Here is a 24,187-nt window from a genome sequence, read left to right as displayed (position 1 = left end):
ATGAACGTTGTATCGACCCTCCCGCAGCCGCCGCTGGTGGCGCACCTGATCTACCGCCTCGACATCGGCGGGCTGGAGACGCTGCTGGTCGACACCATCAACCGCATGCCGGCCGGACGCTACCGGCACGCGGTGATCTGCCTCACCGACTACACCGATTTCGCCGAGCGCATCACGCGCCCCGATGTCGAGCTGTTCGCGCTGCACAAGCCGGCCGGGCTGGCGCTGGGCACGCATACGGACCTGTTCCGCCTGCTGCGCCGGCTGCGCCCGGACATCCTGCACACCTATAACCTCGGCACCATCGAGTACGCCGCCACCGCCTGGGCCGCCGGGGTGCCGGTGCGGGTGCATGCCGAGCATGGCCGCGACGCGCGCGACCCGCAGGGCGTCAACCCGAAGCACAATCTGCTGCGCCGCCTGGTACTGCCCTTCATCGACCGCTACGTGCCGGTCTCGCACGAGCTGCGCGGCTGGCTCGAGCGCGTGGTACGCATCCCGGCGCGCAAGATCCAGCTGATCGACAATGGCGTCGATACCGAACGCTTCCGTCCGGGCGTCGCCGGTCCCCTGGAGGCCTGGCAGAGCGACCCCGACGCCTTCGTGATCGGCACCGTCGGCCGCCTGCAGGACGTGAAGGACCACGCGACCCTGGTCGAGGCCTTCGTCCAGCTGCGCGCCCTGCTGCCGCAGGCGAAGCTGCGCCTGGTGCTGGTCGGCGACGGCCCGCTGCGCGGCCAGCTCGAAGCGCAGGTACGCGAGCGCGCCCTGGAGGCCAGCGTCTGCTTTGCCGGCGCGCGCAGCGACGTGGCGCCGGTGATGCGCAGCTTCTCGCTGTTCGCCCTGTCCTCGATCGCCGAAGGCACCCCGGTCACCCTGCTGGAAGCGATGGCAAGCGGCCTGCCGGTGGTCGCCACCGCGGTCGGCGGCATTCCCGACCTGGTCGAGCAGGGCGTGAGCGGCACGCTTGCGCCGGCGCGCGACCCGCAGGCGCTGGCCGCCGCCATCGCCCCCTATGTCAGGGATCGCGCCCTGGCGCAGCGCCACGGCGCCGCCGGGCGCGCCCGGATCGAACAGCAATACAGCATGCAGGCCATGCTGGCCGCCTACGTCGCCCTGTACGACGAACTGTGCCAGACCAAGACAACACCAAAAACACCGAATAAGGCGATCACCCCATGTGCGGAATAGTTGGAATTTTTGACACGCAGGGCAGCCGCGCCATCGACCGCGACCTGCTGCACCGGATGAACGAAACCCAGTTCCACCGCGGTCCGGTGGAAGGCGACCTGCACCTGGAACCGGGCCTCGGCTTCGGCCACCGGCGCCTGTCGATCATCGCGCTCGAAGCCGGCCTGCAGCCGCTGTTCAACGAGGACGAGACCCTCGCCCTGGTGTTCAACGGCGAGATCTACAACTTCCGCGAGCTGCGCGCCGAGCTGCAGGGTCTGGGCCACGTGTTCCGCACGCCCTCGGACAGCGAGACCATTGTCCACGCCTACGAACAGTGGGGCGAAGCCTGCGTGGGCCACCTGCGCGGCATGTTCGCCTTCGCGATCTGGGATCGCCCGAATCAGACCCTGTTCCTGGCGCGCGACCGCATCGGCATCAAGCCGATGCACTACGCGCTGCTGGACGACGGCATGTTCGCCTTCGGTTCGGAACTGAAGTCGCTGCTGACCCTGCCCGGTCTGAAACGCGAGATCGACCCGCTGGCGGTCGAGGAATATTTCGCCTATGGTTACGTACCCGAGCCGCGTACCATCTTCAGCGGTGCCAAGAAGCTGCTGCCGGGCCACACCCTGACCCTGCGCGTCGGCCAACCGGTGCCGGAATCGAAGCAGTACTGGGACGTGCCCTTCACCGCCCACGCGCCCATGAGCGAAAACGCCATGGAAGAAGAGCTGGTCGCGCGCCTGCGCGAAGCGGTGCAGAGCCACCTGATCTCGGACGTGCCGCTGGGCGCCTTCCTGTCGGGCGGCGTCGATTCCAGCGCCGTGGTGGCGATGATGGCTGGCGTGAGCGACGGCCCGGTGAATACCTGCTCGATCGCCTTCAACGACCCGGCCTTCGACGAATCCGACTACGCGCGCCAGGTGGCCGTGCAGTACAAGACCACGCACCAGTGCGAAACCGTCGACAAGGACGACTACGGCCTGCTCGACACCCTGGCGGCGCTGTACGACGAACCGTATGCCGACAGCTCGGCGATCCCGACCTACCGCGTGTGCCAGCTGGCGAGGAAGCGCGTCACCGTGGCCCTGTCGGGCGACGGCGGCGACGAGAACTTCGCCGGCTACCGCCGCCACCGCATGGCCATGGGCGAGAACCGCGTGCGCTCGATGCTGCCGCTGGCCGTGCGCAAGCCCATCTTCGGCGTGCTGGGCGCCGTCTATCCAAAGGCCGACTGGGCGCCGCGCGTGTTCCGCGCCAAGACCACCTTCGAAGCGCTGGCGCGCGACCTCACCGAGGGTTACTTCCACGGCGTGTCGATCAACAACGACCGCATCCGCAGCCAGCTGTTCTCCAGCGGCTTCAAGCAGAAGCTGCAGGGCTACCGCGCGGTCGAGGTGATGCGCAGCTATGCGAAGAACGCCCCGACCGACGATCCGCTGTCGCTGATCCAGTACCTGGACATGAAGACCTACCTGCCGGGCGACATCCTGACCAAGGTCGACCGCGCCAGCATGGCCCATGCGCTGGAAGTGCGCGTGCCCCTGCTCGACCACCAGTTCGTGGAATGGGTCTCCGGCCTGCCGTCCGGCTCCAAGCTGCGCAACGGCGAAGGCAAGCACGTGTTCAAGAAGGCGCTCCAGCCCTTCCTCTCGGACGACATCCTGTACCGCAAGAAGCAGGGCTTCTCGATTCCGCTGGCGGCCTGGCTGCGCGGCCCGCTGGCGGACGCCATGCGCCGCGCCGTGCTTAACCCGGCCCTGCTCGACACCGGCATCTTCAACCCGGCCTTCCTGAAGCAGATGGTGGACGAGCACCAGTCCGCAGCCAAGGACCACAGCACGACCCTGTGGTCGGTGCTGATGTTCGACGCCTTCCTGCGCAAGAACGGCGCCGCTGCGGCGACCGAACCCGCGCCGGCCATCGCCGTCGCCGCATAAAACAAGAACGACCAACGCAACAAGCGCAACCGGAACCACAAGAACATGCGAGTCCTCCACGTCCTCGATCACTCGATCCCCCTGCACAGCGGCTACACCTTCCGTACCCGCTCGATCCTGCGCGAACAGCGCGCGCTCGGCTGGGAAACCTTCCACGTCACCGGCTCCAAGCAGAACTCGGGCGAACAGCTCGAGGAGACCGTGGACGGCCTGCACTTCTACCGCACCCCGACGTCAAAAAGCGCGCTGGCCAAACTGCCGGTGCTGAACCAGAAGGAAGTCATCGACGGCCTCACCCGGCGCCTCGAGGAAATCATCCCGCAAGTGAAACCGGACGTGCTGCACGCCCATTCGCCCAGCCTGAACGCGGTCGCCGCCCTGCGCGCCGGCAAGAAGTTCGGCATCCCGGTGGTGTACGAGGTGCGCGCCTTCTGGGAAGACGCCGCGGTCGACCATGGCACCAGCAGCGAGAACGGCCTGCGCTACCGCGCCACCCGGGCGCTGGAAACCTGGGCCCTGAAGCGCGCCGACGCCGTCACCACCATCTGCGAAGGCCTGCGTAAAGACATCGTTGCGCGCGGCATCCCGGCCGACAAGGTCACGGTGATCCCGAACGCGGTCGACATCGACAAGTTCTCGGTGGGCGGCAGCGCCGACCAGGAACTCAAGAGCAAACTCGGCCTGCAGGGATCGCGCCTGATCGGTTTCATCGGTTCCTTCTATGCCTACGAAGGCCTGGACGTGCTGCTGCGCGCGGTGCCGCGCCTCTCCACCGACATCCCGGACCTGCGCGTGCTGCTGGTCGGCGGCGGGCCGCAGGACGCCCAGCTGCGCCAGCTGGCCCAGGACCTGGGCATCACGGACAAGGTGGTGTTCACCGGCCGCGTACCGCACGAGCAGGTGCAGAAGTACTACGATCTGCTCGACGTGCTGGTCTACCCGCGCCTGTCGATGCGCCTGACCGACCTGGTCACCCCGCTCAAGCCGCTGGAAGCGATGGCCCAGGGCCGCATCCTGGCCGCGTCGGACGTGGGCGGCCACCTCGAGCTGATCGCCGACGGCAAGACCGGCGTGCTGTTCAAGGCCAACGATCCGCGCTCGCTGGCCGACAAGGTCGCCGCCCTGCTGCACGCCGACACCCTGTGGCCGGCCCTGCGCGCGGCCGGCCGCCACTACGTCGAGACCGAACGCAACTGGCCGGTCAGCGTGGCGCGCTACCAGAACATCTACGGACGCCTGGCCAAGCGTCCAGCCACCCGCTCGGCCGAATCGCAGGCTGCATGAAGATCCTGACTTTCAGTACGCTGTTCCCGAACACGGAGAAGCCGGGCCACGGCATCTTCGTCGAAACCCGCCTGCGCCATCTGGTCGCAACCGGGCAGGTGGAGGCGCGCGTGGTGGCGCCGGTGGCCTGGTTCCCTTCGACGCACCCACGCTTCGGCAACTACGCGAAGATGGCGAAAGTCCCGCGCGCCGAAGTGCGCCACGGCCTGCAGGTGGAGCACCCGCGCTATGCCGCGATCCCGAAGCTCGGCATGAACGTGGCGCCCTTCCTGCTGGCGCAGGCCGCGCGCCCGGCGATTGCGCGCCTGATCGACGAAGGCTTCGACTTCGACCTGATCGACGCCCACTATTTCTACCCGGACGGCGTGGCCGCGGCCCTGCTGGCGCGCTGGTTCAACAAGCCGCTGGTGATCACCGCGCGCGGCTCCGACATCACGCTGCTGCCGCAATACACGCTGCCGCGCCGCATGATCAAGTGGGCCGCCAACCGGGCCGACGCCGTGATCACGGTGTGCAATGCGCTGCGCGACGAAGTCGTGGCGCTGGGCGTGCCCGCGAACCGTGTGACTTCGCTGCGCAACGGCGTCGACCTGCAGCTGTTCCGCCCCACCGAGCGCCAGGCGAATAGCATGTTCACCCTGCTCACGGTCGGCCACCTGGTGCCGGTCAAGGCCCAGGAACTGATCATCGCCGCCCTGCCGCTGCTGCCCGGCGTGCGCCTGGTGGTGGCCGGCGACGGCCCGAACCGCGCAATGCTGGAAGCGCTCGCGCGCACCCACAACGTGGCCGAGCGCGTGGAATTCCTCGGCGCCGTGCCCCAGGCCCAGCTGCGCGCGCACTACGGCGCGGCCGACGCGCTGGTGCTGGCCTCCTCGCGCGAAGGCTGGGCCAACGTGCTGCTCGAATCGATGGCCTGCGGCACCCCGGTGGTGGCCAGCCGCGTCTACGGCACCCCGGAAGTGGTGGCGGCGCCCGAAGCAGGCGTCCTGATGCGCGAGCGCAGCCCGCAGGGCGTGGCCGACGCCGTCAATGCGCTGCGCGCCAACTACCCCGACCGCGCCGCGACGCGCCGCTATGCCGAAGGCTTCAGCTGGGACGACACCAGCGCCGGCCAGCTGCGCCTGTTCGCGGACGTGCTCGCCGGACGCGCGCTGCCCCGTCGCGCGGCGCTTTCCTCGACCCCGTATTGAACTGAACCGGAAATACCATGGAATCCTTGTTGTGGATGCTGGACCTTCTTGCCGTCGCCTACCTGTGCTTCTGGGCGCTGCGTGAAGACCAGAAGGAAAACGCGAAGCCCGACGCCGACACCCCTGCGCGCCACGGGAAAGGCTAGGCGATGCGCGATCTCTTCCTGCTGGCGATCCTGCCGGCACTGCTGTATTTCATGTTCAAGCGCCCCTTCATCGCGCTGGGCATGTGGCCGTGGACCGCGCTGTTCTTCCCGAACGGCTGGGTGTACGGCGCCGCCAGCAGCATCCGCTACAACCTCTTGATCGCCGGCGTGACGATCCTGACCTATATCTTCAGCAAGCACAAGCCGAAGTTCCAGCTGAGCGGGCTGGGCGCCATGGTGCTGCTGTTTTTCGTCTGGACCACGATCAGCACGATCATGGCGATCGGTAACCAGGAAGTCGCCTGGGATTACTGGAACCGCTTCTGGAAAGTGATCGCCCTGTTCATCTTCGTCCTGCTCATCGTCGAGAAAAAGCTGCACCTGGATATGCTGCTCTGGGGCGTGGTCCTGTCGGTCGGCTTCTACGGCAATCTCGAAGCGCTGAAATTCATCGCCAGTGGCGGCGGCCATGCGATCGCCGGCATGAGCGGGCACGTGCTGGGCGACCGCAACGAGCTTGCAGTCGCCTTCGTCATGACGCTCCCGATCTGCGCCTACCTGCTGGGCGAATACGGCCAGCGCTCGCGCATCATCCAGCTCGGCCTGCTGGGCAGCATGGCGCTGCTGGTGTTCGCGGTGATCGGCACCCAGTCGCGCGGCGGCTTCATCTCGATGCTGGCGGTGGCGGGCTACCTGTTCGTCAAGAGCAAGCGCAAGTTCTTGTTCGGCAGCCTGGCGGCCGTCCTGGTCGTCGCCGCGTCCTTCGTCGTCACTTCCGAATGGACCGACCGCATCAACACCATCGAAACGGCGAACCAGGACGATTCCTTCATGGGCCGCGTGGTGGCCTGGAAGCTCAGTTTCATCCTGGCGACCCAGAATCCCATCTTCGGCGGCGGCTTCAAGGCGCTGGAAAACTTCGCCATCTGGCGTGCCCTGATCAAGGACTTCGACGCCTACTCGTGGTTCTACACCGGCGACGCGGTGCCGGTCGAATTCGCGCGCGCCGCCCACAGCGTGTACTTCCAGGTGCTGGGCGACCAGGGCTTCGGCGGCCTGTTCATCTATGTCACCATGCTGGCGATGGCCTTCTTCAAGGCGGCCAAGGTGGCGCGCATCGCCAGGCGCCAGCTCGGCAACCATTGGGTGGGCACGGCGGCATCGATGATCCAGCTGAGCATCTTCGCCTTCGCACTGGGCGGCGCCGCCCTCAGCTTCGCCTACTTCGATCTCATCTTCACCCTGTTCGCACTCGTGATCGTGCTGGAACGACGGCTGCTTCCGGCGGCCCTGGCACAGGTCGCGGGTGCGGGCAAAGCCGTACCGCTGCACAGGACGGCGCCGGTCGCGCCGCCGGTGGGCCTGCCAGAGAAAGTCGCTCGATAGTGAACTCACTTCCCCTCAGCATGCGTTGCGCGGCGCCGCTGATCCGCACCGCCGGCAATGCGCTTGCTCCCGCCGAAGCCGGCAAGCGGCGCCTGTGCATCGTCAACTACCACCGGATCCTGCACAAGCCGGACCCCTTGCTCGACTCGGAGCCGACGGTCGACACCTTCCGCTGGCAGATGGACCTGCTGGCCTCGTGCTTCAATGTGCTGCCGCTCGGCGAAGCGATCACGCGCCTCGGCAACGGCAGCCTGCCGCCGCGCGCGGTCGCCATTACTTTCGACGACGGCTACCGCACGGTGCACGAGCTGGCCCTGCCGATCCTGCGCGAACGTGGGCTGCCGGCGACCGTATTCGTCACCAGCGGGCACATCGAAGACGAAAGCAGCATGTGGAACGACGTGATCCTGGAAGCGGTCCGCCGCTCGCACGACAGCGCGATCGACCTGCGCGACATCGGCATGGATGTCTACCCGCTCGCCGACACTGCCCAGTGCAAGGCGAGCGCGGCGGCCATGACCGAACGCTGCAAGTACCTGACGCCGGAAGCGCGCGACACCATGCTGCGCCGGCTCCAGCAGCTGGCCAGGGAGGATCTGACCCAGCACCTGATGCTGACGGCGGACATGATCCGTGAACTGATGCAGTACCGGATCGAGATCGGCGGCCATACGGTCACCCATCCGATCCTCGCCAGGCTCGACGACGACCGGGCGTTCCGCGAGATCGCCGACGGCAAGCACCACCTCGAGCGCGTCACCGGACGCCCCGTCGAACTGTTCGCCTACCCGAACGGCAAGCAGGGCGTCGATTTCGACCAGCGCCACGTGGAGATGGTCAAGTCGGCCGGCTACCGCGCGGCCTTCACCACGGCGGTCGGCGCCGCCTCCGGCCGCGACCACCCCTACCAGCTGCCGCGCAGCCGTCCCTGGGACGCCAGGCCCCTGATGTTTGCCTTGCGCCTGCTGCGCTGGCTCGGAGAAGAACAATGACTGCACCGGTACCTGTCGCATTCTGCGAGAACGGCGCAGGCTTCGGTGGCGCCGTCATTTCGCTGATGGCGATGCTCGAACAGCTCGATCCGCGCTATACCCCGCTCCTGTACACCAGCCTGGGCACCGAACAGTACCGGCAACTGGCGGCGCAGACGTCCTGGCGGCACCTGGCGCCGGTCGACATCGTGAGACGGGGCTGGCTGTACGACCGCCGCGTGCCCTTCGCGTCGATGATCGACAACGTGTGCAACCTGCTGCCCTATGCGTTCAAGTATTACCGGGCCTTCCGTCGCCAGGGCGCGCGCATCGTCTATCTGAACAATGACGCCAGCTGCAACGTCGCCGCCGCCATGGCGGCGCGCATGGCGGGCCTGCCCCTGGTATTGCACGCGCGCGGCTTCCACGCCGACACGCGCAGCAACCGGCTGGTCCTGTCATGGCTGGATCATTGCATCCCGGTGTCACAAGCCGTCAAGCAGCAGCTGGTCGGTCTCGGCGTGCCGGAAGACAAATGCACCGTGGTGCCCGAGGGCCTCGATCTCGGGGTCTACCGTCCGCGCAGCCCGGCAGCACGCCTGCGCGGCGAGCTGGGCCTGCCGGCGGATGCGCCGGTCATCACCCTGGTGGGCGGCCTGATCGAATGGAAGGGGCAGGATGTGCTGCTCGAGGCGGCCCCGGCGGTCTTCGCGCGCTACCCGAACGCGCACATCCTGCTGGTGGGCGCCGCCTACGGCCGCGACGACGTGTTCGCGCGCAAGGTCGGGGAGCTGGTGCAGGCGCCCGGCGTGGCCGGCCGCGTCCACCTGCTGGGGGGACGCAAGGACATTCCCGAGATCCTGTCCATCAGTTCGGTCGTGGTGCACGCGTCGACCCAGCCCGAGCCCTTCGGCCGCACCTTCCTGGAAGGCATGGCGGTCGGGCGCCCGGTGATCGCATCCAACGAAGGCGGACCGCTCGACGTCATCACCCATGAAGTCGACGGGCTCCTGATCGCGCCGCGCGATCCCGCCGTCCTGGCTGGCGCCATCCTGCGCATCCTGGACAACCCGGCCTGGGCCGCGCAGATGGAAAGCGCGGCCGCCGCCACGGCGCAGCGCTATTCGATCCAGTCCCATACGAAGGCGATCACGGCGGTACTCGAGCGCTTTGCCTGAAGCGCGGACCGGCCGCGGCGCGGCCGGCTTCTTTCAGGAAGCGCGACCGAAGCGCGACAGGCGCAGCCTGGCGCTGCCCGCCAGCAGGTGCAGTTCGTTGACGAGCGGGTGGGAAATCAGGCGCAAGGCCCCGTACCAGGTGCCGAGCACGAAAGGAAACGCGAGCAGCAGCCGCGCCATTGCCGGCAGCGACTCCGGCAACACCAGGTGCAGCGCTTCGCCGATCACCGTACAGCACACCGCCACCGCCAGGCTCGGCATGACGCTGGCGAACAGGGTCGAAGGCTTGAACTGCAGGTAGTGGTACTGCAGGTAGAGCATGACCGGCACGACGCACATCGTCGCCAGGCAGACTGCCCAGCCAAAACTGACCAGGGTCCCGTCGAACAGCAGCACGCCCAGCGTAATGCGCATCACCAGGGTGGCGCTTTGCGGAATCGCGCCCAGGTAGGGACGTCCGATCGAGGCGAGCGCGCTCGGCGTGTACTGGAACAGCAGGTAGAAGCACGCTGCGATACAAAGCGGCAGGATCGCCGGGACGCTGTCCAGCCAGGTAGGACCGTACAGCGCCAGCACCAGGTCGCGCCCGAATACCGCCGTCAGGGCCAGCGCCGGCCAGCCGATGCCGGTCAGGAGGGTGACGGCGCGGCGCAGGGTCGGCACCAGCGATTCGCCGCGGTGATGCGCCTGCGACAGATAGGTCAGGGCGCCATAGGTGACGGTGGTACCTGCCAGGTAGCTGAAAATCGACACCGTCGAGTTGGCCCGGCTGAACAGGCCGACATGGCGTGCACTGCCCAGTTTGCCCAGCACGAGTTCAGCGATCGAGCCGTTGGCGGCATCGATACAGTTGGTCAACAGCTGGCCCACGCCGAAGTTGATCACCCGCCCCCAGCCACGGCGCGAGGGGATCCAGGGCATGCCTTTCGGGCGGAAAGGGATGTAGGCCAGGGCGCAGGTGCAGATGTTGATCAGGTTGGCCCAGGCCAGGCTCATGGTGCCGAAATCCAGGGCCGCGAGGATGAGGCAGCTGGCGCAGTAAGCGATGGTGCCGGCCGCCGTCACCACGGCCTGCTTGTCCGCCGCCAGTTCACGCAGCAGCATCGAGTGCGTCAGCGAGCCGAACGGGATGACGATGAAGCCCAGGGCCAGCACCCGCATGACCGGGACGATGCCGGGCTCGTTGAAGAAGTCGCCCAGCGGCGCGCTGAGGGCGAACAGGCCGACCGCCAGCGACCACGAGGTGGCGTACAGGATCCCCAGTGCCGAACGGATCTTTTCGGGGGTGAGCTCGGGCTCGCGCTGGATATAGGTGGCGACGCCGAAGTCGCGGAACATGTGGGCGATGGTGACGAACACCACCGTCATCGAGAACACGCCGATCTCGCTCGGGCTGAGCATGCGCGCGAGCAGCACGCTGACGAGGAACTGCACCAGGGCGGCGCTCGACGACGAGAAGAAATTAATGACTAGTGAGCGGCGCAGGTTGGCCATGCTTCATATACTTTCCGGCAACTGCCTATTCGCGGCACTACCAAGGACCTTGACGATGGCGAAGCGGCTCGCCGGGTTCAGGACAGGACTGCACCAGCCCGGTCCGCCTATCCTCGCATGACCGACGCCATGTCGCGCAGCGAGCGCAGCGAAGGATTGCTCCACATGAGCGGTGCGACGGCGGCGACCGCCGCCCGGCGCTGGCCGGCGCGCAGGTGCATGTATGCCAGGCTCAGCCTGCCATAACGCAGCCTGGTGCGCCAGCCGCGCCGGATCCCGGCCGGCGCGTCGCGCAATTCCTCGTCCAGGGCCGCGATCGTGGCGACGTACTTGCGCTGCGCCGCCACCGGATCCTTGCGCAGGGCGCTGCCCGGGTAGATGTAATACACCGACAGCGGCAGGTTGACCACGCCGCCGCGCCGGCTGGCGGCATACAGGCGGATGAAGAAATACATGTCTTCGCCAATCTTGTGCTCGAGCGGGAAGCCTCCCAGCTTGAGGAAGGTCACGCGCGGCAGCGACAGGGTGCGGATCTCGGCGAAACCATCGGCGATGCAGGCCTCGAAATCGTCCTGGGCGATCGGGATCTCGACCTGGCCCGGATGGCGCGCCACCAGGCTGCGGCCGGCGGCGCAGGCGTCGATCGAGAACTGCAGATGGGTATCGTCGGGCTCGCGGAAGTCCTGGTCGGCGAACAGGAAATCGATGTCCGGTTCGCGCGCGATCCAGCGTGCGTGGGCGGCCAGGCGTTCCGGCATGTAGGTATCGTCGGCGTCCAGGAAGGCCAGCCAGGTGCCGGTGGCCAGGCGTGCCCCGTTGTTGCGGGCCGCTGACACGCCGGCATTCTGCTGTGGCACGTAGCGCACCCGGTCGCCATAACGCGCCGCCACCGCCGCCGAATCGTCGGTGGAACCGTCGTCGATGACGATGATCTCGTGCGCCGGCCAGGTCTGGGCCAGCACCGAGTCGATCGCGCGCGCCAGCGTCGCGCCGTTGTTGAAATTCGGTATGACGACCGAAAACGTGATGTCAGGATGGTTCATGGCAGGCAGGGAACGGGCCGCATGTGGCTCAGGCGTCACCCGGGCGGAAGTGGCGGGCATGGTTGCGCCACAGCGCACGGCGCAGGGCCTCGACCACCCACGGCACCTTGCGTTCGAGATTCCACTTCCCCGACTTGCCGGTCTGGCTGTCATACACGCCGAGCATGCAGGCCGCGCACTTCTCGTCATAGCCGCCGTTGCGCAGGCGGTTGGCCACCAGCAGGGCGCGGTCGATCAGCTTCAGGCGGATCATGCGGCGGTAGGGGGCGGGGGTATGCTGGTACCAGAACTTGAACGAGTTGCGCGCCATCAGATAAAAATAATACGGCCCTTTCTCGCTCATCCGCAGGCGCGGATGGCAATGCAGCACCACCGCGTCGAAGGCCATGCGGCACAGCCAGCCCTTGGCGGACAGGCGCGCGCTGATGTCGTTGTCTTCCCAATAGGCAAAATAGGAATCGTTGAGCAGGCCGACTTCACGCAGGGCCTCCACGCGCAGCATCAGGGCGGCGCCCATCAGCCACATGTCGCGCGGATACTGCGCTTCCATTTGGCGTGTTTCTTCCACCGAGGTCGAGCTGACCGAGGCCATCGCCGGCCAGTCATGGCGGGCGCCGCAGAAATCGATCACGCTTTCGTCGTCGCGCGCCAGGATCAGCGGCGAGGTGGCGCCGCAGCGCGGATCGGCGTCGATCAGTTCGACCAGGCGGTCGAGCGCATCCGGCTTGACCACGGCGTCGCTGTTGACCAGCCAGGCGTAGTCGGCGCCGCTGTCGAGCGCACGGCGCAGCGCGATATTGTGGCCACCCGCGAAACCGAGGTTCTGCTCGTTGCGCAGCAGGCTCAGGTCGGCGCCGGCCAGGCTCTGCTGCAGGCGGGTCCATTCCTCGGCACGCGAACCGTTGTCGATCACCACGATGTCGAGCAGGTGGCCGGCGCGGTTCTCGAGCGCCGCCAGCGAACGTACGCAGGCGGCGGTCTCGTCCGAGCAGTTCCAGTTGAGAACACTGATCAGGATGCGCCGGGAACCCGGAGCTGGCTTGGACATGTCTACCTCGGCACTACGGCAATTAAATTAACGACAATTATTCTAGATCAATTTTCGTTCGCTGAGGCAATTAAACCAATCGTGCGCACTGCTTGTGGCATGACCGCGTCACACCAGCACCTCGGCCGGCGCCGGATGTCCGAGGAAGGCGGTAGGGCTGGCCGACAGGCCGTAGGCGCCGGACTGGAACACCACCACCAGGTCGCCGCTGTCCGCCTGCGGCAGTTCCATGCGTTCGGCCAGCATGTCGAGCGGCGTGCAGAGGGGACCGACGACGGTGACGCTCTCGCGCGCCTGTGCGTCCATGCGGTTGCCGATCGCCACCGGGTAGTTCTTGCGGATCACCTGCCCGAAGTTCCCCGAGGCCGCCAGGTGGTGGTGCAGGCCGCCGTCGGTGACCAGGAACACCTGGCCGCGCGATTCCTTCCGCTCGAGCACGCGCGCCACGTAGACGCCCGCTTCGCCCACCAGGTAGCGGCCGGACTCCAGCGACACCCGCACATCGCCCAAGCGTTCGCGGACGCGCGGCAGCCACGCGGCCAGCCCGGCCGCCACCGGAGCCAGGTCGAGCGCCGCCTCGCCCGGGAAATACGGAATGCCGAAGCCCGCTCCCAGGTTCAGCATCCGGGGAAGGAAGGCGCAGTCCTCGGCCAGGCGCAGGGCCAGCGCGAAGCCGCTCGCGTGCGCCTCGACCACCGCCTCCGCCTTCAGGCTTTGCGAGCCGGCGAAGATGTGCAGGCCGAGCGGCTCGATACCATGCCGGCGCAGTTGCGCCACCACGTCCGGCACGCGTTCGGCGTCGATGCCGAAGGGCTTGGCGCCCCCGCCCATGCGCATGCCCGAGGCCTTCAGCTCGAAGTCCGGATTCACGCGCAGCACCACGCGCGGGGCCAGGCCGAGCTCCTTGGCCTGGCGCGCGATACGCTCGACCTCGGCCGCCGATTCGGCATTGATGCATACCCCGGCGGCGATCGCGCGCCGGATCTCGGCCATGCTCTTGCCGGGGCCGGCGAAACTGATATCGGCCGGGTCGAAGCCGGTGTCGAGGGCGGTGGACAGCTCGCCGCCTGACGCCACGTCGAGGCCGTCGGCCAGGCCTGCCATCAGCTGCACCAGGGCCGGCATCGGATTGGCCTTGATCGAATAATGCAGCTTCAGCCCGTCCGGCAGGGCGGCGCGCAGCTGCGCCATGCGCGCCTTGACCAGGGCCCGGTCGTAGGCGTAGAAGGGCGTGGCGCCGACCCGTTCGGCCAGGCGCGACAGGGGCATGCCGCCGATCTGCAGTTCGCCGCCGCTGACGGCGAACTGGTTCTGCGGGGCGTGGACAGGTTTGTTCATGCGATGCTGCTTTCGAAGGTATCGAGGAAGGCCGCGCGCAGCGCCGGACGGTCGATCTTGCCGTTCGGGTTGCGCGGAAACGCTTCGGCGCGCAGGGCCAGGTGCTGCGGCACCATGTAGGCCGGCATGCGGCGCTGGCATTCCTTCAGCAGCGCGCCGCGGGTGGCCTCGTCGGCGCAGGGCACGCTGGCCAGCAGCACCACCGCCTGTCCCAGTTCCGGGTGCGGCACGCCGAACGCGACCGCCTCTTCCACCAGGCCGCTGGCATAGGCCAGCTCTTCGACCTCGGTCGGGCTGATGCGGTAGCCGGAGACCTTGATCAGGTCATCGGTACGGCCGACGAAGTACAGGAAACCCTCTTCGTCGCGGCGCACGGTGTCGCCCGACCAGACCGCCATTTCGACCAGGGGCAGGGCCGGATCCTGTCCCGGCGCCGGGCGGAAGCGCTCGGCGGTCTTGGCCGGGTCGTTCCAGTAGCCGAGCGCGACCAGGGCGCCGCGGTGCACCAGTTCGCCCGGCTCGCCGGGCGCACAGGCGCTGCCGTCGGGCCGCACCACCATCACCTCGGCGTTCGGGATCGCGCGCCCGATCGAATCCGGACGGCGGTCCAGCTGTTCCGGCGGCAGGTAGGTCGAGCGGAAGGCTTCGGTCAGGCCGTACATCAGGAACACCTGTGCCCGCGGCAGCGCGGCGCGTAGCTGCGCCAGCGTGGCGCCCGGCATGGCGCCGCCGGAATTGGTGAGGTAGCGCAGGCTGCAGTCGGCCGGCCACGGCAGCCGCGCCAGCTGGCTCCACAGCGGCGGCACGGCGGCCAGGCCGGTGATGCGCTCGGCCGCGACCGCCGCCACGACATCGCGCGCAAACAGGTGGTTGAGCAGCACCGCCGAGGCGCCGGCCAGGAAAGCGCAGGTCAGCTGGCTCAGGCCATAGTCGAAGCTGAGCGGCAGCACCGACAGGATGCGATCGTCCGGCCCGATCGCGAGGTAATCGGCGACGCTGCGCGCGCCGGCCACCAGGTTACGGTGCGACAGCACCACGCCCTTGGGCTTGCCGGTGGAGCCGGAGGTGTACAGGATGGCGGCGACGTCGGCGTCGATCCGGCGCGCCGGCGTGGATGCGGGCGCGGCGGCCAGCGCCGCTTCCCAGGCGCGCACTTCCGGCGCGCCGGCGGCGGGCGTCTCCGCTCCGGACTTCAGCCCGGTGGCCAGCACGGCGCGCAGGTCGGGGCAGGCCGCCAGCACCGGCGCCAGCGCGGCCAGGCGCTCGCTCGAGGTGACCAGCACCCGCACGTTGCAGTCGCGCAGGATGTGCGCCACCTGTTCCGGCTTGAGCAGTGGATTGACCGGGACGAAGACGGCGCCGGCGGCGGCGGCGCCGAACAGCGCCGCCACGTTCTCGACGCGCTTTTCCAGGAACACGGCCACCCGTTCGCCGGGCGCGCGCAGATGGGCGCCCAGCGCCGCGGCGGCGGCGCGCACGGCGCCGGCTAGCGCGGCGTAGTCGAGGCGGATGTCGCCATGGGCCAGGGCCGGGGCCTGCGGCGTGCGCGCGGCCGAGGCGAAAATGAAGTCGTGGACCAACTCGCTCATAAAAGAAGACGAAGCATGCGCGGCATGTCGTGTTGCGGTGCAAATAGAGCGCAATGTTACCATTTCGCCTGCGAAACAAGGCACAATACGACCCAGATACCACAGCCGACCATGCCGCTTCCCGCCCCCCTTTCCCTCGCGCCGCCGGCGCATCCCCGCGTGCCGCTGGCGCCGGTGCTGTCGCGCGCCTCGTTCGGCCGCGGACGCGCCAGCCTGCCGAGCGTGCTCGAGGCCGGGGAAGCCCGCTTCGTCACCAGCGGCCGGGTGGCGCTGGCGCTGGCGCTGCGCGCCCTCGGCGTGGAAGCGGGCGACGCGGTGCTGCTGCCGGCCTATCACAGCCTGTCGATGGTGCCGCCGGTGCTGTGGCGCGGCGCGACACCCCTGTTCTACCGCGTCGGCATGGACACGGCGGTCGACCTGGACGATGTCGCCGCGCGGCTCGGGTCGCGGGTGAAAGTGCTGGTGGTCACCCATTACTTCGGCTTCCCGCAGGACCTGGTGCGGCTGCGCGCGTTTTGCGATGCGCACGGCCTGGCCCTGGTGGAGGACTGCGCCCACTGCTTCTTCGGCAAGCACGCGGGACGCCCGGTCGGCGCATTCGGCGACTACGCCATCGCCAGCAGCATGAAATTCTTCCCGGCCTACGATGGCGGCGTGCTGGTGTCGCGCACCCGGCCGCTGGCGTCCAGGCTGCGCCCGGCCGGCGCCGCCTTCGAGATCAAGGCCCTGCTCAACACCCTGGAACGCGGCTTTGCCTACGGCCGCCTGCCGCTGCTGCACGCCCTGCTGGCCGCCCCGCTGGCGGCCAAGGGACTGTTGTGGAACGCGCTGAAAGGCCGCCGCGGCGAGGCGGCGCAGGCCGCGGCGCTCGCCCCCGCCTCGTCCGACAGCGGCGTGGAGTTCGACCCTGCCTGGGTCGACAAGCGCGCCTCCTGGATCGCGCGGCGCCTGCTGCGCCGCGCCGACGCCGGGCGTATCGTGACGCGGCGCCGCGCCAACTATGCGCGGCTGGAGCGCGCGCTCGGCGGCCTGCCCGGTTGCCGCCCCCTGTTCGCGCAGTTGCCGGCGGGCGCCTGTCCCTGGCTGTTCCCGCTGCTGGTGGACGATCCGGAGCCGGTCTGCGCGCGCCTGGACGCATGGGGCGTGCCGGTCACCCGCTTCGCCTCGACCCTGTGGCCCGGCGTGGACGCGGCTGCCGGCGCCGAGAGCGCGGCGCTGTCGCGCCGGGTGCTGGCCTTCCCGCTGCACCAGGAACTGCGTGAAGACGAGCTTGCCTGGCTGTGCGAACGCGCACGCGCGGCCCTGGCCCCATGAAGTGGCGACTGCTTCCGGCCGCGCGCTTCGGCGCCGCCGCCGCCCACTGGGATGCGCTGCGCGCCGGCCTGCCGGCCGCGCCGATGTTCGCGCCCGCCTTCGTGGACGCGCTGCTGGAAGCGTTCGGCAGCGGACCTGAGCTGCTGGCCCTGTGCGAAGACGAGGCGGGCCCGTGCGCGGCGGCCGTGCTGGCGCCGCAGGGCCCGGGGCGCTGGGCCACCTTCCAGCCGGCCCAGGCGCCGCTCGGGCTGTGGCTGCAGCGGCCCGGCATCCCGGCCGCGTCCCTGCTCGCCGGCCTGGCCCAGGCCCTGCCCGGCTTCGCCCTGCAGCTCGGCCTGACCCAGTGCGACCCGCTGCTGCTGCCGCGTCCCGCTCCCGGCGCCGGCGACAATATGCGTACCCTGGACTACATCGCGACCGCGCGCATCGATGTCACCGGCGGCTTCGAGGACTACTGGAACGGCCGCGGCAAGAACCTGCGCGCCAACCTCAAGAAGCAGCGCAAGCGCCTTGCCGCCGACGGCACCGCCACCCGCCTCGACGTGGTCGATCAGCCCGGCATGATGGCTGCCACGGTGGCCGACTACGGCCGGCTGGAAGGCGCCGGCTGGAAGGCGCGCGGCGGCACCGCCGTCGACGCCGGCAACGCGCAGGGGCGGTTCTATGCCCGCATGCTGGAAGCCTTCGCCCGCGATGGCGGCGCGCGCGCCTACCGCTACTGGTTCGGCGAGCGGCTGGTCGCCATGGACCTGTGCATCCTGGAACGCGATACCATCGTCATCCTGAAGACCGCGTACGATGAAGGCGCGGCGGACGGGCTGTCGCCGGCGCTCCTGATGCGCGAGGAAGCCTGCCGCGCGCTGTTCGACGAAGAACGGTTCGCGCGCATCGAATTCTACGGAAGGGTGATGGAGTGGCACACGCGCTGGACGGACCAGGTGCGCACTCTTTACCATCTCAACCATTACCGGTGGCCGGCCCTGGCGCGCCTGCATGCGATGCTGCGCGAACGGGGCGCCGCCCACCTACAGAACGGAGCATGACATGTATCTCGACGAAGTGAAAACCCTGCTGGCCGACGTGCTGAACCTCGGCCCCGGCGCCCAGGCGCTGACGGCCGACTCGCCCCTGCTGGGCGCCATTCCCGAACTCGACTCGATGGCGGTCGTCAGCGTGATCGCCGCCATCGAAGACCGGTTCGGCGTCATGATCGACGACGACGACATCAGCGCCAGCACCTTCGAGACGGTGGGCAGCCTGGCGCGCTTCGTGGAACAGAAAACCGGACAATGATGCGTCCCGCGCCTGCCGAACATTTCTTCCTGCCTGCCGCCGCCGGACGGCGCTATTGCGTCTACCATCCGGCCCAGGGCGGCGCGCGTGCGGCGCTGCTGTACGTGCCGCCCTTCGGCGAGGAGATGAACCGCAGCCGGCGCGCGGCCAGCGTGGCCGCGCGCGCGCTGGCCGCGCAGGGCTGCGCGGTGCTGCAGCTGGACCTGCACGGCAGCGGCGACAGCGACGGCGAGTTCGGCGAGGCGCGCTGGGACACCTGGAAGGCCGACCTCGCCCTCGGCCACGCCTGGCTGGCAGAGCGGACGCAGTGCACCCCCGGCCTGTGGGGCGTGCGCCTGGGCGCGCTGCTGGCGCTGGACTACGCGCGCGCCGCCGCCGTGCCGGTCGAGCGCTTCGTCCTGTGGCAGCCGGTGCTGCGCGGCGCGGTCTACCTGAACCAGCTGCTGCGCATGCGCATGGCAAGCGAAATGCTGGCCGGCGAAGGCGGACGCGACAGCCGGCGCCTGCGCGAGTCGCTGCGCGTGGAAGCCCAGGAGATCGGCGGCTACATGCTGGCCCCGGCGCTGGCGGATGCGATCGAAGCGGCCGACGCGGGCGCCTTCGCGACGCCGGCGGCGCCGCTGCACTGGCTGGAAGTGGTGCCGGCGGCCGGGCGCCCGGTTCCCCAGCCGGCGCAGCAGCAGGCCTGGATCTGGCGCGCCCAGGGTGCGACCGTGGAACTGCAGGCCGTGCACGACGAGGCCTGCTGGAGCATGGCGGAAACGGCCGAGTGTCCGCAGCTGCGTGCGGCCACGCTGGCCGCGCTGGCCGCGCCGGCGACGCAGGGAGGGCAGCCATGATCGACGAACGCGCCATCTCCTTCGACTGCGAGGGCGACCGCCTGTACGGCATCGTCAGCCTGCCGGCCGGCCCGGCCGCGCCCGTGCGCGGGGTGCTGATCGTGGTCGGCGGCCCCCAGTACCGCGCCGGCAGCCACCGCCAGTTCACGCTGCTGGCGCGCAGCCTGGCCGCGCGCGGCATCGCCGCCATGCGCTTCGACTATCGCGGCATGGGCGACAGCGAGGGCCGCGCGCGCGGCTTCGAGGAAGTCGGTGCCGACATCCGGGCGGCGCTCGACGCCTTCACCGCGGCCGCGCCGCAGCTGCGCGACATCGCCCTCTGGGGCCTGTGCGACGGCGCCTCGGCGATCGCATTCTACGGCGCCGGCGACGCGCGCGTGGGCGGCCTGGCCCTGCTCAATCCCTGGGTGCGCACCGAGGCCGGCGCGGCGCGCGCGACCATCCGGCATTACTACCGCAGGCGCCTGTTCGAGGGCGAGCTATGGAGCAAGATCCTGGCCGGGCGCTTCGACCTGCGCTCGGCGGCCGCCTCGGCGCTGGCAGTGGCGCGCAGCGCGCTGGGCGCGAAGCCGGCGCCGGGGCCCGTGGCCACGCTGCCGCAGCGCATGGCCGACGGCTTGGCGCGCTTCGACGGACGCCTGCTGGTGATGCTCAGCGGCGCCGACCTGACCGCCCAGGAATTCGCGGGCGTGGCCGAGACCGATCCCGCATGGCGCCGCCTGCTCGGCGAGCGCCGCGTCACGCTGCGCCGCCTGCCGGGCGCCGACCATACCTGCTCGCGGCGTGACTGGCACGAGCAGGTCGTCGACTGGACCTGCGACTGGATGGCCGCGTGGTAGACACGGTCCTGATGGTGGCCTTCCACTTCCCGCCCCAGCGCGGCAGCAGCGGCATCCAGCGCACCGTCTCCTTTGCCCGCTACCTGCCCGAGCTCGGCTGGCGTCCCCTGGTGCTCAGCGCCCATCCGCGCGCCTATGCGGACGCCGGCGGCGCGCCCTACGACGGACCGGCGCAGGTGACGCGCGCGTTCGCGCTCGACAGCGCGCGCCACCTGGCGATCAAGGGACGCTATACCCGCATGCTGGCCCTGCCCGACCGCTGGATCGGCTGGCTGCCGGGCGCCGTCCGGGCCGGCTTGCGGCTGGTGCGGCGCGAGCGTCCCGCCGTCATCTGGTCCACCTATCCGATCGCCACCGCGCATTTGATCGGCCTGGTGCTGCACCGCCTCACCGGGCTGCCCTGGGTGGCGGACCTGCGCGATCCGATGATCGACGCCAGCTGGCCGCAGGATCCCTGGATGCGGCGCGCCGCCGCCTGGGTCGAGCGCCGGACGCTGCGCCACTGCGCGCGCGCCGTGTGCGCCACGTCGGGCATGGTGCGCAGCTACCGCCAGCGTTATCCGGAACTGCCGCCGGAACGCTTCTGCCTGATCGAGAACGGTTACGACGAAGCGGAATTCACGGCCGCCACAGCGGACGTGCCGCGGCCCGTTGCGGCGCCCGACCGCCCCTTCGTGCTGCTGCACAGCGGAATCGTCTACCCGTCGGAGCGCGATCCGGGTCCGCTGTTCGCGGCACTGGCCGGGCTGGCCCGCGCCGGCGTTCTCGATCCGGCGCGCTTCCGGCTGCGGCTGCGTGCGCCGGTGCACGATGCGCTGCTGAAGGAACTGGCGCGCGAGCATGGCATCGACGCGCTGGTGGAGATCGCTCCGCCCCTGCCCTACCGCGCCGCGCTGGCGGAAATGCTGGCAGCCGACGGCCTGTTGGTCCTGCAGGCGGCAAACTGCAACAACCAGGTGCCGGCCAAGCTCTACGAATACCTGCGCGCGGGACGCCCGCTGCTCGCGCTGACCGATCCCGCAGGCGACACCGCGGCCCTCGTGCGCGCGGCCGGCATCGATACCATGGCGCCGCTCGACGACAGGGAAGCGATCGCGCAGGCGCTGACCCGCCTGCTGGAATTGGCGCGCAGAGGCAGTGCGCCGTGCGCGGCGCCGGAGTTCGTGCGGGCGCAGGCGAGGAGCGCCCGCGCCCGGCAACTGGCCAGCCTGCTGGCAGACGTCGCATCCGAGGCCCGGTCCCGGCGCGCTGGGACCTGAGGCAGCGCGCTGCCTGGGGCCCGGGCGCGCTTACCTCTGGGGCCCGGCCGCACTAGCGGCAGAGGCCAGGCAGGGAGCGAAGTCGTCGAAGGCTCCGTATGCGGGCGCCGCGCTGCGCGCCCGCCCGCACAGGTCGTGCGGCGCGCCGGACGTCGCGCCCTCGCGGCGCGGTACTTCATCGCGCCAGGCGAATTCGCGGCCAGCGAACAGCGCGCGTACCGGGGAGTAGCCGAGATAGGCATACAGTGGAGGCGTGCTACGGTTGTCGCGTTCGCGCACGACACCGCCGTCGCGGCTGCGGATAACGCCATCGACCAGGTTGCCTTCGAGGTCGGCGCTGCTTCCGGCGAAACGCACATCCACACCCGCGGTGTCGATGACGCTGTTGTGGACCAGACGGCTGCCCGCAGCGTTGTTGAGATAGATGCCGACGTCGGAACACGAGGCGATCAGGTTACTCTGCAGGCTGGCGTCCTGCTGCTCGACCACGCAGGCGCGGTCGCGGCAGTAGGGCTTGCCGGTGGCGCCGCCGCCCAGCGAGAGCCCGACACGCTTTCCGCCCAGCCCGCGCAGGCGGCGCTCGCACCAGACCAGGTTCTGCTCGAACAGGTTGCGTTCCCCCGCCCCCTTGGCGAAGGCGCCATAGCTGATGCCGTCGCCGAAGCCCTTGACGAAGTCGCTGATCAGGTTGCGCCGGATGTTCCAGTCGCTGGCGGCCACCAGATCGATCGGCGTCACCGGATTGGTCGTCATGCGCGCCTTCGTGTTGTGCAGGGTGTTCGACTCGATCAGCCCATGGTCGGGGAAACGCCCGTTCTCGCCGTTTATCTTGATGTGCGCATTGAAGTCGACCAGGGTATTGTTGACGATGGCGACATGATGGGCGGCGCCCACGATGTGCAGCGCATGCTCGCAGCTCGAATCGTCGCCGCACACGCCTCGCATTTCCAGGTTTTCGATGCGCCACCACGGCGCGCCGATGCGAATTGCCTCGACGGTCTCCACCAGCAGCGTGACGCTGCCGGGACGGCGTGCACGCAGGGTGATTGGCGCCGCTTCGCTGCCGGGCTGGAAGGCCGCCAGCGTGGCGCCGATGCGGTAGCTGCCCGGCTGGAGGGTGATGGCGTCGCCCGGCTGCGCCTGTCCGACCGCGGCGTACAGGGCGCCCACGCTGGCGACCTCCACCTCGCGCGCGACGCGACCGGATGCGGGAGCGTCCTGGGCGCCGAGCCGCAGCGCTGCCTCGGTCAGGAGCGGCCCGCTGTCCCGGTCGAGCGCGACGAGCCCGGAGCCAAGCCAGTGCCCGACGCTTTCGATGGCGGCGTTGTGGCCGTCGGCGCGGCGCTCGATGTAGGGTCCAAGCTGGCGCGGAGCGACGTTCACCCGGTCCAGCACGAAGGCAGCGGCGCCCGCCGCCATGAGCGCCAGCAGCAGCGCCAGCGCCAGCAGGGCGGCCGGCAGGCGCCGCCGCGCCGCACGCGGGCCAGGCGTCATGGAGCGGACTTGATGCCGTGGCGGGACATCAGATCGTACAGGGTTGGGCGGCTGACCCCGAGGATCTCGGAAGCCTTGACGATGTTGCCGTCGACCCGTGCCAGCACCTTGACGATGGCCTTGTACTCGGCCTCGTCGCGCACCTGGCGCAGGTTGATCGGTTCTTCGGTCGCGCCTTCGCCGGGCAGCCCGAGGTCCTCGGCGACGATGGTGTTCCCGTCGGCCATGATGACGGCGCGCTTGATGTAGTTCTCCATCTCGCGTACGTTACCGGGCCAGTTGTAGCCCTCGATCGCGGCGATCGCGTCCGGCGCGAAGTGCAGCGAGGCGCGCCCTTCGGCGGCGCAGAACTTGTTCTTGAAGTGGTGCGCCAGCAGCGCCGCGTCGCCTTCGCGTGTACGCAGCGGCGGGATGGTCACCACGATCTCGGACAGGCGGTAATACAGGTCTTCGCGGAAGCGCCCCTGGGCGCACAGTTCCTTGAGCTTCTGGTGGGTAGCGCAGACGATGCGCACGTCCACCGGGATCTCCTCGTGGCCGCCGATGCGCTCGATCACGCGCTCCTGCAGGAAGCGCAGCAGCTTGGCCTGCAGCGCCATCGGCAGGTCACCCACCTCGTCGAGGAAGAAGGTGCCGCCGTGCGCCAGTTCGACCTTGCCCTTGGTCTGCTTCGCCGCGCCCGTGAAGGCGCCCTTTTCGTAGCCGAACAGTTCGGATTCGAGCAGGTTCTCGGGGATCGCCGCGCAGTTGATCGCCATGAAGCGCTCCTTGGCGCGTGGCGACAGCTGGTGCAGGGCGCGCGCCAGCACTTCCTTGCCCGTGCCCGATTCGCCCAGCAGCATCACCGAGGCCGAGGTCGGGGCCACTTTCTCGATGTTGCGGCAGACCTTGAGCATGCCGGGGTCGCGCGAGATCACGCCGGCCAGCGGCGAATCGGCCTGGGCCTGCTGCATGCGGCGGTTTTCCTTCTGCAGGTTGTGCAGGAAGAAGGCGCGCTGGATCACCAGGTTCAGCACTTCCGGGTCGCAGGGCTTGTGGTGGAAGTCGTAGGCGCCCATGCCGATCGCCTTGACGGCGTTGGCGTGGTCCTGGTTGCCGGTCAGGACGATGACGCGGGTGTCCGGCGCCAGCGCCAGGATCTGCTGCAGGGTGGCCAGGCCTTCGGTCGAGCCGTCCGGATCGGGCGGCAGGCCCAGGTCCATGGTGCACACGGCCGGCTCGTGGCGCCGGATCTGGGCCAGTGCAGCCTCGCGGTCGCCGGCCACCACCACGTCGTAGGCGTCCAGGCTCCAGCGCAGCTGTTTCTGCACCCCGGGATCGTCCTCGATGATCAAGAGTTTGGGTTTTGTCTGGGTCACGTTGTTCCTCG

21 protein-coding genes are annotated in these 24,187 nt (G+C 69.3%); 14 read left to right on the top strand and 7 right to left on the bottom strand.

The features are described 5' to 3' along the window. The 8 genes from LK542_RS05430 to LK542_RS05400 are packed head-to-tail and all read left to right on the top strand — an operon-like array spanning position 1 to position 9,268. Positions 1–1,191, top strand: a complete 1,191-nt coding sequence (locus LK542_RS05430) for a TIGR03088 family PEP-CTERM/XrtA system glycosyltransferase (protein WP_227811107.1) — start codon at positions 1–3, stop codon at positions 1,189–1,191. Further along, complete coding sequence (locus tag LK542_RS05425) at positions 1,179–3,113, top strand: XrtA/PEP-CTERM system amidotransferase (protein ID WP_227811106.1); 1,935 nt, start codon at positions 1,179–1,181, stop codon at positions 3,111–3,113. Before LK542_RS05430 ends, LK542_RS05425 begins: the two co-directional genes overlap by 13 nt. 45 nt (positions 3,114–3,158) lie before the next feature. After that, positions 3,159–4,397, top strand: coding sequence for a TIGR04063 family PEP-CTERM/XrtA system glycosyltransferase (locus LK542_RS05420; protein WP_227811105.1), 1,239 nt, complete (start codon positions 3,159–3,161; stop codon positions 4,395–4,397). Beyond that, entirely contained in the window at positions 4,394–5,587 is a 1,194-nt protein-coding gene (locus LK542_RS05415) for a glycosyltransferase family 4 protein (protein WP_227811104.1), read from the top strand. The genes LK542_RS05420 and LK542_RS05415 overlap by 4 nt, the downstream gene beginning before the upstream one ends. Before the next feature lie 17 nt (positions 5,588–5,604). Further along, positions 5,605–5,733 (top strand): hypothetical protein, encoded by a 129-nt coding sequence (locus LK542_RS24810; protein WP_267877533.1) that lies wholly within the window; start codon positions 5,605–5,607, stop codon positions 5,731–5,733. 3 nt (positions 5,734–5,736) lie between these two features. Further along, positions 5,737–7,119: a putative O-glycosylation ligase, exosortase A system-associated gene (locus tag LK542_RS05410; protein ID WP_227811103.1), complete on the top strand. Its 1,383-nt coding sequence runs from the start codon at positions 5,737–5,739 to the stop codon at positions 7,117–7,119. Beyond that, on the top strand, positions 7,119–8,111 hold the full coding sequence (locus LK542_RS05405; protein WP_227801579.1) for a polysaccharide deacetylase family protein: 993 nt from the start codon (positions 7,119–7,121) through the stop codon (positions 8,109–8,111). The genes LK542_RS05410 and LK542_RS05405 overlap by 1 nt, the downstream gene beginning before the upstream one ends. Continuing rightward, the gene (locus LK542_RS05400; protein ID WP_227801578.1) at positions 8,108–9,268 is read left to right on the top strand and encodes a glycosyltransferase family 4 protein; all 1,161 of its coding nucleotides are present in this window, start codon (positions 8,108–8,110) and stop codon (positions 9,266–9,268) included. The genes LK542_RS05405 and LK542_RS05400 overlap by 4 nt, the downstream gene beginning before the upstream one ends. Positions 9,269–9,301: 33 nt before the next feature. Here LK542_RS05400 and LK542_RS05395 read toward each other — a convergent pair whose 3' ends face one another. The 5 genes from LK542_RS05395 to LK542_RS05375 form a co-directional block, all read right to left on the bottom strand. Beyond that, positions 9,302–10,762: an oligosaccharide flippase family protein gene (locus LK542_RS05395; RefSeq protein WP_227811102.1), complete on the bottom strand. Its 1,461-nt coding sequence runs from the start codon at positions 10,760–10,762 to the stop codon at positions 9,302–9,304. Positions 10,763–10,869: 107 nt separating this feature from the next. Continuing rightward, positions 10,870–11,865 (bottom strand): glycosyltransferase, encoded by a 996-nt coding sequence (locus LK542_RS05390; protein WP_227811101.1) that lies wholly within the window; start codon positions 11,863–11,865, stop codon positions 10,870–10,872. Then, on the bottom strand, positions 11,834–12,853 hold the full coding sequence (locus LK542_RS05385; protein WP_227811100.1) for a glycosyltransferase family 2 protein: 1,020 nt from the start codon (positions 12,851–12,853) through the stop codon (positions 11,834–11,836). The genes LK542_RS05390 and LK542_RS05385 overlap by 32 nt, the downstream gene beginning before the upstream one ends. A 108-nt stretch (positions 12,854–12,961) precedes the next feature. Beyond that, entirely contained in the window at positions 12,962–14,191 is a 1,230-nt protein-coding gene (locus LK542_RS05380) for a pyridoxal-dependent decarboxylase, exosortase A system-associated (RefSeq protein ID WP_227811099.1), read from the bottom strand. After that, positions 14,188–15,780, bottom strand: a complete 1,593-nt coding sequence (locus LK542_RS05375) for an acyl-CoA ligase (AMP-forming), exosortase A system-associated (protein ID WP_227811098.1) — start codon at positions 15,778–15,780, stop codon at positions 14,188–14,190. The genes LK542_RS05380 and LK542_RS05375 overlap by 4 nt, the downstream gene beginning before the upstream one ends. A gap of 111 nt (positions 15,781–15,891) precedes the next feature. Between LK542_RS05375 and LK542_RS05370 the strand changes: the two genes are divergently transcribed. Genes LK542_RS05370 through LK542_RS05345 form a run of 6 tightly spaced genes read left to right on the top strand, consistent with a single transcriptional unit; the run spans position 15,892 to position 21,324 of the window. Further along, positions 15,892–17,094 (top strand): DegT/DnrJ/EryC1/StrS family aminotransferase, encoded by a 1,203-nt coding sequence (locus LK542_RS05370; protein WP_227811097.1) that lies wholly within the window; start codon positions 15,892–15,894, stop codon positions 17,092–17,094. Beyond that, on the top strand, positions 17,091–18,137 hold the full coding sequence (locus LK542_RS05365; RefSeq protein ID WP_227811096.1) for a GNAT family N-acetyltransferase: 1,047 nt from the start codon (positions 17,091–17,093) through the stop codon (positions 18,135–18,137). The genes LK542_RS05370 and LK542_RS05365 overlap by 4 nt, the downstream gene beginning before the upstream one ends. 1 nt (position 18,138) lies before the next feature. Further along, entirely contained in the window at positions 18,139–18,387 is a 249-nt protein-coding gene (locus LK542_RS05360) for an acyl carrier protein (RefSeq protein ID WP_227801566.1), read from the top strand. Continuing rightward, a complete protein-coding gene (locus tag LK542_RS05355) occupies positions 18,384–19,226 on the top strand; it encodes a hydrolase 2, exosortase A system-associated (RefSeq protein WP_227801565.1) in 843 nt (280 codons plus the stop codon). Before LK542_RS05360 ends, LK542_RS05355 begins: the two co-directional genes overlap by 4 nt. Then, entirely contained in the window at positions 19,223–20,065 is an 843-nt protein-coding gene (locus LK542_RS05350; protein WP_227811095.1) for a hydrolase 1, exosortase A system-associated, read from the top strand. The genes LK542_RS05355 and LK542_RS05350 overlap by 4 nt, the downstream gene beginning before the upstream one ends. Continuing rightward, a complete protein-coding gene (locus LK542_RS05345; RefSeq protein WP_227811094.1) occupies positions 20,059–21,324 on the top strand; it encodes a glycosyltransferase in 1,266 nt (421 codons plus the stop codon). Before LK542_RS05350 ends, LK542_RS05345 begins: the two co-directional genes overlap by 7 nt. A 30-nt stretch (positions 21,325–21,354) precedes the next feature. Here the strand turns inward: LK542_RS05345 and LK542_RS05340 are convergent, their stop codons facing one another. Together LK542_RS05340 and prsR are read right to left on the bottom strand one after the other, a co-directional pair. Then, a complete protein-coding gene (locus LK542_RS05340) occupies positions 21,355–22,818 on the bottom strand; it encodes a right-handed parallel beta-helix repeat-containing protein (RefSeq protein ID WP_227811093.1) in 1,464 nt (487 codons plus the stop codon). Continuing rightward, entirely contained in the window at positions 22,815–24,176 is a 1,362-nt protein-coding gene (gene prsR, locus LK542_RS05335) for a PEP-CTERM-box response regulator transcription factor (protein ID WP_227801560.1), read from the bottom strand. Before prsR ends, LK542_RS05340 begins: the two co-directional genes overlap by 4 nt. Positions 24,177–24,187: the final 11 nt, after the last annotated feature.

It is taken from the genome of Massilia sp. IC2-477 (assembly GCF_020707265.1).
GTDB lineage: Bacteria > Pseudomonadota > Gammaproteobacteria > Burkholderiales > Burkholderiaceae_D > Telluria.
Note: the sequence above shows the minus strand (reverse complement) of the source record. Positions and strands in the feature narration are given on the sequence as shown.